The 7,839-nt window shown below is 66.4% G+C and carries 13 protein-coding genes and 1 pseudogene; all 14 read right to left on the bottom strand.

Annotation, left to right across the window (positions count from 1 at the left end; translation table 11 throughout):
- Positions 1 to 165 (bottom strand): annotated as a pseudogene (locus tag AB0N17_RS35955) (DNA-directed RNA polymerase subunit alpha); the annotation flags it as partial.
- Positions 166 to 317: 152 nt separating this feature from the next.
- On the bottom strand, positions 318 to 722 hold the full coding sequence (gene rpsK, locus AB0N17_RS35950; RefSeq protein ID WP_003956432.1) for a 30S ribosomal protein S11: 405 nt from the start codon (positions 720 to 722) through the stop codon (positions 318 to 320).
- Positions 723 to 787: 65 nt separating this feature from the next.
- Positions 788 to 1,168, bottom strand: coding sequence for a 30S ribosomal protein S13 (rpsM, locus tag AB0N17_RS35945; RefSeq protein WP_009300593.1), 381 nt, complete (start codon positions 1,166 to 1,168; stop codon positions 788 to 790).
- Between the two features lie 193 nt (positions 1,169 to 1,361).
- Positions 1,362 to 1,475, bottom strand: coding sequence for a 50S ribosomal protein L36 (gene rpmJ / locus AB0N17_RS35940; RefSeq protein WP_003974245.1), 114 nt, complete (start codon positions 1,473 to 1,475; stop codon positions 1,362 to 1,364).
- Positions 1,476 to 1,534: 59 nt separating this feature from the next.
- Entirely contained in the window at positions 1,535 to 1,756 is a 222-nt protein-coding gene (gene infA, locus AB0N17_RS35935; protein WP_003948620.1) for a translation initiation factor IF-1, read from the bottom strand.
- Positions 1,757 to 1,908: 152 nt separating this feature from the next.
- The gene (map, locus tag AB0N17_RS35930; RefSeq protein ID WP_366015825.1) at positions 1,909 to 2,745 is read right to left on the bottom strand and encodes a type I methionyl aminopeptidase; all 837 of its coding nucleotides are present in this window, start codon (positions 2,743 to 2,745) and stop codon (positions 1,909 to 1,911) included.
- A gap of 102 nt (positions 2,746 to 2,847) precedes the next feature.
- Positions 2,848 to 3,510: an adenylate kinase gene (locus AB0N17_RS35925; RefSeq protein ID WP_366015824.1), complete on the bottom strand. Its 663-nt coding sequence runs from the start codon at positions 3,508 to 3,510 to the stop codon at positions 2,848 to 2,850.
- Positions 3,510 to 4,823, bottom strand: a complete 1,314-nt coding sequence (gene secY, locus AB0N17_RS35920) for a preprotein translocase subunit SecY (protein ID WP_366015823.1) — start codon at positions 4,821 to 4,823, stop codon at positions 3,510 to 3,512. Before secY ends, AB0N17_RS35925 begins: the two co-directional genes overlap by 1 nt.
- A gap of 354 nt (positions 4,824 to 5,177) precedes the next feature.
- On the bottom strand, positions 5,178 to 5,633 hold the full coding sequence (gene rplO / locus AB0N17_RS35915; RefSeq protein ID WP_366015822.1) for a 50S ribosomal protein L15: 456 nt from the start codon (positions 5,631 to 5,633) through the stop codon (positions 5,178 to 5,180).
- A gap of 2 nt (positions 5,634 to 5,635) precedes the next feature.
- Positions 5,636 to 5,818 (bottom strand): 50S ribosomal protein L30, encoded by a 183-nt coding sequence (gene rpmD, locus AB0N17_RS35910; RefSeq protein WP_003974250.1) that lies wholly within the window; start codon positions 5,816 to 5,818, stop codon positions 5,636 to 5,638.
- Entirely contained in the window at positions 5,818 to 6,423 is a 606-nt protein-coding gene (gene rpsE, locus AB0N17_RS35905; RefSeq protein ID WP_009190144.1) for a 30S ribosomal protein S5, read from the bottom strand. Before rpsE ends, rpmD begins: the two co-directional genes overlap by 1 nt.
- Positions 6,424 to 6,462: 39 nt before the next feature.
- Positions 6,463 to 6,846: a 50S ribosomal protein L18 gene (gene rplR, locus AB0N17_RS35900; protein WP_067299854.1), complete on the bottom strand. Its 384-nt coding sequence runs from the start codon at positions 6,844 to 6,846 to the stop codon at positions 6,463 to 6,465.
- Positions 6,847 to 6,849: 3 nt separating this feature from the next.
- On the bottom strand, positions 6,850 to 7,389 hold the full coding sequence (gene rplF / locus AB0N17_RS35895) for a 50S ribosomal protein L6 (protein ID WP_366015821.1): 540 nt from the start codon (positions 7,387 to 7,389) through the stop codon (positions 6,850 to 6,852).
- A gap of 24 nt (positions 7,390 to 7,413) precedes the next feature.
- A complete protein-coding gene (gene rpsH, locus AB0N17_RS35890) occupies positions 7,414 to 7,812 on the bottom strand; it encodes a 30S ribosomal protein S8 (RefSeq protein WP_007384075.1) in 399 nt (132 codons plus the stop codon).
- Positions 7,813 to 7,839 lie beyond the last annotated feature (27 nt).

Genomic DNA, 7,839 nt, shown 5'->3' with positions numbered 1-7,839 from the left:
CCGGATGCTGGTGACAGCAGCGCCGGGGATCGAGGACAGGAGGGTACGACGCAGGGAGTTGCCGAGGGTGTAGCCGAAGCCCGGCTCCAGCGGCTCGATCACGAACCGGGAGCGGAACTCGTCGACGACCTCTTCGGTCAACGAGGGACGCTGAGCGATCAGCATGTGTGGATCAGATCCTTCATTCGTGGACGCCCGCTATTTGACGCCCGACGGACACCGCACCTCTGAGACGTGCGGGTACTGCAAGGGTACGGGCGGCACGACCCGAAAGAGCCGTACCGCCCGAGACCGAGCCTGCGCGAAGCAGCCGTGCGTCAGACGCGGCGGCGCTTCGGCGGGCGGCAGCCGTTGTGCGGGGTCGGGGTGACGTCCTGGATGGAGCCGACCTCGAGGCCCGTGGCCTGCAGGGAGCGGATCGCGGTCTCACGACCGGAGCCCGGGCCCTTGACGAACACGTCGACCTTGCGCATGCCGTGCTCCTGGGCGCGGCGGGCAGCCGACTCGGCGGCCATCTGCGCGGCGAACGGCGTGGACTTCCGGGAGCCCTTGAAGCCGACGTGGCCGGCGGAGGCCCAGGAGATCACGTTGCCGGACGGGTCCGTGATCGAGACGATCGTGTTGTTGAACGTGCTCTTGATGTGCGCGTGGCCGTGAGCGACGTTCTTCTTTTCCTTGCGGCGCACCTTCTTGGCAGCGCCCTGACGACCCTTGGGGGGCATCTACTAACTCCTACGGGAGGTGGTCGGTCCTACAGCGAAGACCGTGGACAGGTGTCCGCTGCGGACTACTTCTTGCCCGGCTTCTTCTTGCCGGCGATGGCGCGACGCGGGCCCTTGCGGGTACGAGCGTTGGTGCTGGTGCGCTGACCGCGGACGGGCAGACCGCGACGGTGACGGAGACCCTGGTAGCAGCCGATCTCGACCTTGCGGCGGATGTCGGCCTGGATCTCGCGACGGAGGTCACCCTCGGTCTTGATGTTGTTGTCGACGTACTCACGAATCGCGACGAGCTGCTCCTCGGAGAGGTCGCGAACGCGGGTGTTCGGGTCGACGCCGGTCGCAGCCAGCGTCTCCTTCGAGAGGGTCCGGCCGATGCCGAACACGTAGGTGAGGGCGACCTCCACGCGCTTTTCGCGCGGGATGTCAACACCGGAAACGCGTGCCATTCAATGGCTCCTGGTGATTCTTCGGAGGTCTTCCGCAGAACCGGCTCCCGGCCGCCGTACCAGGTACGAACCGGGTCCCCGGCCTCCGACCGGGGGTGTCAAGCCGCTTGCGACGGCTTGGGTCCTGCGTATGAACAAATTCAGCTCGCGTCGCGCGAATCTCTGCGAAAGAAGTGCAGAGGGTGGTCGTGCGTCAGCCCTGGCGCTGCTTGTGGCGCGGGTTGTCGCAGATGACCATGACCCGACCGTGACGGCGGATCACCCTGCACTTGTCGCAGATCTTCTTGACGCTCGGCTTGACCTTCATGGGATTGAGGTTCTCCGGGTCAGTGCCACCACCCCGCCGAAACGGAATGCGGGCAAGATCTACTTGTACCGGTAGACGATCCGGCCACGCGTCAGGTCGTACGGAGACAGCTCCACCACGACCCGGTCGTCAGGGAGGATGCGGATGTAGTGCATACGCATCTTGCCGCTGATGTGTGCCAGGACCTGGTGGCCGTTCTGGAGCTCGACCTTGAACATGGCGTTCGGCAGAGACTCGACGACAGTGCCCTCGATCTCGATGGCACCTTGCTTCTTGGCCACGCTTCGCCCTTCGAATCGACTACCTTGATCGACTCTCCTGCTCCCCTTACGGGGCGCATGCGGACATGCGGGTACACGAGAGCCGACGAGTCAGTCTACGTCGGCGCACCAGGAAACGCGAATCGAGGAAGTCTGCCCCATGAGGGTGATCCCTATGCCAGGGGATCGGGGGCGGCGGCGATGCCGTACTCGGCGAGCTTCGCCCTGCCGCCGTCGGGGGCGGTGAGCACCAGGGGGCCCTCCGCCGTCAGGGCCACCGAGTGCTCCCAGTGGGAGGACCAGGTGCCGTCCGTCGTGATGACGGTCCAGTCGTCCGACAGGACCTCGGTGCGCGGGGTGCCGAGGGAGACCATCGGCTCGATCGCGAGGCAGAAGCCGGGCACCAGCTTGGGGCCCTTGCCGCGGCGGCGGTCGACGTAGTTCAGCAGGTGCGGGTCCATGTGCATCTCGGTGCCGATGCCGTGGCCGCCGTAGTCCTCGATGATCCCGTACTTGCCGCCGCCCGGCTTGGGCTGGCGGCGGATGTACGTCTCGACCGCGCGGGAGATGTCGACCAGGCGGTTGCCCAGCTTCATCGCCGCGATGCCGGCCCACATCGACTCCTCGGTCACCCGGGAGAGCTCGACCAGCTCCGGGGCGTGACCGGAGCCCACGAAGGCCGTGTAGGCGGCGTCGCCGTGCCAGCCGTCGACGATCGCGCCGCAGTCGATGGAGATGATGTCGCCGTCCTTGAGGACGACGTCGTCGGAGGGGATGCCGTGGACGACGACGTCGTTCACGGAGGTGCAGATGGTCGCGGGGAAACCGCCGTACCCCAGGAAGTTCGACTTGGCGCCGTGCTCGGCGAGGACCTTGCGGGCGACCTCGTCCAGATCCTTGGTGGAGGCGCCGGGCACCGCGGCCTCACGGGTGGCCGCGTGGATGGCGGCTACGACCAGGCCCGCCGCACGCATCTTGGCGATCTGCTCCGGCGTCTTGATCTGCACCATGGGGGCCTGCGCTCTCCGTCACTCACGTCGACTGGGGTATCTGTACAACAGTACGGCCGCGGCGCCCTGGGAGGGCACCGCGGCCGGATGAGCCGGGCTCGTTCAGCTCTCGGCCTTCTCGCGCTTGAGGGCCTCCAGCGCGCGCTGCGTGATCTCGTCCACCGGACCCAGGGAGGAGATCGTCACGACCAGGCCCTGCGCCTTGTAGTAGTCGATGATCGGCTCGGTCTGCGTGTGGTAGACCTCGAGCCGCTTGCGGACGGTGTCCTCGGAGTCGTCGTCGCGCTGGTACAGCTCACCGCCGCAGACGTCGCAGACGCCCTCCTTCTTCGGCGGGCTGTACGTCACGTGGAAGACGTGCGACGAGTCGTTGCGGCAGATGCGGCGGCCGGCGATGCGCTTGACGACCTCGTCCTCGGGGACCTCCAGGTCCAGGACCGCGTCCAGGGTGATGCCCTCGGTCCGCAGCAGCTCGTCCAGCGCCTCGGCCTGGGACACGTTCCGCGGGAAGCCGTCCAGCAGGAAGCCGTTCTCGGCGTCCGGCTGCTCCATGCGGTCCTTGGCCATCGCGATGGTCACCTCGTCCGGGACGAGGTTTCCGGCGTCCATGTAGGACTTCGCGAGCTTGCCCAGCTCGGTCTGCCGGCTGATGTTGGCCCGGAACAGGTCACCCGTGGAGATGTGCGGGACCGCCAGCTTCTCTGCGAGGCGGACGGCTTGCGTTCCCTTACCGGCACCCGGCGGCCCGACGAGGACGATACGCATCAGCGGAGGAACCCTTCGTAATTGCGCTGCTGGAGCTGGCTCTCGATCTGCTTCACCGTCTCGAGGCCGACACCCACGATGATGAGGATGCTCGTCCCTCCGAAGGGGAAGTTCTGGCTTGCCCCGAAGCCCACCAACGCCATTGTCGGTACGAGAGCGATCAGACCCAGATACAGCGAACCCGGCCAGGTGATCCGGTTGAGCACGTAGCTGAGGTACTCAGCGGTCGGTCGGCCAGCCCGGATGCCCGGGATGAAGCCACCATACTTCTTCATGTTGTCGGCGACTTCCTCGGGGTTGAAGGAGATCGCCACGTAGAAGAACGCGAAGAAAACGATGAGCAAGAAGTACGAAGCGATGTAAATCGGGTGGTCGCCCTTGGTCAGATTCTGCTGGACCCAGTCCTTCCAGCCCGACTTGCCCCCCGCGAACTGCGCCACGAGCGCCGGGATGTAGAGCAGCGAGGAGGCGAAGATGACGGGAATCACACCCGCCTGGTTCACCTTCAACGGGATGTACGTGGACGTACCACCGTAGGAGCGACGGCCGATCATGCGCTTCGCGTACTGCACCGGGATGCGGCGCTGGGCCTGCTCGACGAAGACGACGAGCCCGACCATGACCAGGCCGACCAGGATCACCGTGCCGAACTCGATCCAGCCGCCGGCCAGCGTGCCCTGCTTCTTGATGGCCCAGAGCGCGGACGGGAAGGTCGCGGCGATCGAGATGAACATCAGGATCGACATGCCGTTGCCGATGCCGCGGTCGGTGATGAGCTCACCGAGCCACATCACGACACAGGTGCCGGCGGTCATGCAGATCACCATGGTGATGGTGGTGAAGATCCCCTGGTCGGGGACGATCCCGTTGGCGACCGGGCAGCCGCTGAAGAGGGCACCGCTGCGCGCGGTGGCCACCAGACCGGTGCCCTGCAGGATGGCCAGCGCCACCGTCAGGTACCGGGTGTACTGCGTGATCTTCGCCGTGCCGGCCTGGCCCTCCTTCTTCAGGGCCTCCAGGCGCGGAATCACCACCGTCAGCAGCTGCAGGATGATGCTCGCCGTGATGTACGGCATGATGCCGAGGGCGAAGATCGTGATCTGGAGCAGCGCGCCGCCACTGAACATGTTGACCAGGCCGAAGAGGCCCTGGTTGCCGGACGCCTCGTCCACGCACTGCTGGACGGCCTTGTAGCTGACACCCGGGATCGGGATGTGGGTGCCGACCCGGTAGACCACGATGATGCCCAGCGTGAAGAGCAGCTTCTTGCGCAGGTCGGGCGTCTTGAACGCCCGGGCGAACGCGGTGAGCACGGTTCCTCCTGCGACCCCCGCGCCACGCGCGACAGGGACTAGTCGTATCAACATGGCCCAGTGGGCCGAACGATGCCTTCTGCCACCCCGTCGCCGTGCGACGTATCACGCGCGGGCACAGGTGGACTCAAGGACTCTAACAGTGCGTGCGCAGCCTGGTGAAGTTTACTTGCCCGCACATCCTGTCGGCAGCACTCACGGGATGGCCGGATCTTCCCCCGAGACGGCCGAACTTCTCTGACAACGCTCGAACGGTCCGAATAGTTTCACGGCGCCACCCAATACGGCAGGGCCGGGCAGCTCCCCGAAGGGAACTGCCCGGCCCTGTTGCGTACGCGGCGGTGCCGCCCGGGCTCAGACGAGCTCGGTGACCGTACCGCCGGCGGCGGCGATCTTCTCCTTGGCGGAGCCGGAGACGGCGTCGACCGTCACCTGCAGCGCCACGGAGATCTCGCCCTGGCCGAGGACCTTGACGAGGCTGTTCTTGCGAACGGCACCCTTGGCCACCAGACCCTCGACGGTGACCTCGCCACCCTCGGGGTAGAGCGCGGCCAGCTTGTCGAGGTTCACGACCTGGTACTCGGTCTTGAACGGGTTCTTGAAGCCCTTCAGCTTCGGGAGGCGCATGTGGAGCGGCATCTGGCCACCCTCGAAGCGCTCCGGAACCTGGTAGCGGGCCTTGGTGCCCTTGGTACCACGACCGGCCGTCTTACCCTTCGACGCCTCACCACGACCCACACGGGTCTTGGCGGTCTTGGCGCCCGGGGCGGGACGGAGGTTGTGGATCTTGAGCGGGTTCTGCTCCGCCATGATCAGTCGACCTCCTCGACCGTCACGAGGTGGCGGACGGTGTGCACCATGCCGCGGAACTCGGGGCGGTCCTCCTTGACGACCTGCGTGTTGATGCCCTTGAGACCAAGGGAGCGCAGGGTGTCGCGGTGGTTCTGCTTGCTGCCGATGTAGGACTTGACCTGCGTGATCTTGAGCTGAGCCATCACGCACCTGCCCCGGCACGCGCACGCAGCAGGGCCGCGGGGGCGACGTCCTCGAGCGGCAGACCACGGCGGGCCGCGATCTCCTCGGGACGCTGCAGACCCTTCAGGGCCTCCACGGTCGCGTGCACGATGTTGATCGCGTTGTCGGAGCCGAGCGACTTCGACAGCACGTCGTGGATACCGGCGCACTCGAGCACGGCACGCACCGGACCACCGGCGATAACACCGGTACCGGGGGACGCGGGCTTGAGCAGCACGACGCCGGCAGCCTTCTCACCCTGGATGGGGTGCGGGATGGTGCCCTGGATCCGGGGGACCTTGAAGAAGTGCTTCTTGGCCTCCTCAACACCCTTGGCGATGGCGGCCGGCACCTCCTTGGCCTTGCCGTAACCGACACCCACGGTGCCGTCACCGTCGCCCACCACGACCAGCGCGGTGAAGCTGAAGCGACGACCACCCTTCACAACCTTGGCGACGCGGTTGATCGCGACGACGCGCTCGACGTACGCGGTCTTCTCGGCGGCAGCAGCGCCGCCGTCACGGCCCTTCCGGTCCCGCCGCTCGCCGCCACCGGCACCGCCACCGCGGCGCTGGGGTCCAGCCATTGGAATTACCTCTCTCTGTTTCCGCTAGCTACGGCAGGCTCAGAACTTGAGCCCGGCTTCGCGGGCGGCGTCCGCCAGGGCGGCGATGCGCCCGGCGTACTGGTTGCCACCACGGTCGAACACGACAGCCTCGACACCGGCGGCCTTGGCACGCTCGGCGACCAGGGCGCCGACCTGCTTGGCCTGCGAGGACTTGTCGCCCTCGCCACCGCGGACGGACGCGTCCAGAGTGGACGCGGACGCCAGGGTGTGGCCCTTGAGGTCGTCGATCACCTGCGCCACGATGTGGCGGTTGGAGCGGGTCACGACCAGACGGGGACGCTCCGCCGTACCGGCGATCCGCTTGCGGATCCGGATGTGACGGCGCTTGATCGCGGCGCGCTTGTAGGCGTCGCCCTTGAGGATCTTCTGCCCGTATGCCATGGCTTACTTACCCGCCTTTCCGACCTTGCGGCGGATGACTTCGCCCTCGTACTTGACGCCCTTGGCCTTGTACGGGTCAGGCTTGCGCAGCTTGCGGATGTTGGCCGCAACCTCGCCGACCTTCTGCTTGTCGATGCCCTCGACCGAGAACCGGGTGGGGGCCTCCACCTTGAAGGTGATGCCCTCGGGGGCCTCGACGGTGATCGGGTGGCTGTAGCCGAGAGCGAACTCCAGGTTCGAACCCTTGGCGGTCACGCGGTAACCGACACCACTGATCTCGAGCTTCTTCACGTAACCCTGGGTCACGCCGGTGATCATGTTCGCCACCAGCGTGCGGGACAGGCCGTGCAGGGCCTTGTTCTGACGCTCGTCGTTCGGGCGGGTGACGTTCAGGACGCCGTCCTCACCCTTGACGATCTCGATCGGTGCCACGACGGTGTGGGTCAGCGTGCCCTTGGGGCCCTTGACCGAGACCGTACGGCCGTCGATGGTGACGTCCACGCCGGCGGGAACCGTGATGGGGAGCTTGCCAATACGCGACATAGCTGTTTCCTCCGTTCCCTTCCGTTACCAGACGTAGGCGAGGACTTCCCCACCCACGCCCTTCTTGCCGGCCTGCTTGTCGGTGAGGAGCCCGTGCGACGTGGAGATGATCGCCACGCCGAGGCCGCCCAGCACCTTCGGCAGGTTGGTGGACTTCGCGTACACCCGGAGACCGGGCTTGGAGATCCGCTTGATGCCCGCGATGGAGCGCTCACGGTTCGGGCCGAACTTCAGCTCGAGAACGAGGTTCTTGCCGACCTCGGCGTCCTCGACCTTCCAGCCCGTGATGAAGCCCTCCTGCTGGAGGATCTCCGCGATGTGCGACTTGATCTTCGATGCCGGCATCGTCACGGAGTCGTGGTATGCCGAGTTCGCGTTCCGCAGACGCGTAAGCATGTCTGCGATCGGATCAGTCATGGTCATGAATTGGCCTTCGGCCTCTCTCGCCGG

Source organism: Streptomyces sp. NPDC051133, from assembly GCF_040682635.1.
GTDB lineage: Bacteria > Actinomycetota > Actinomycetes > Streptomycetales > Streptomycetaceae > Streptomyces.
This window is presented reverse-complemented; position numbering and strand designations above follow the sequence as displayed.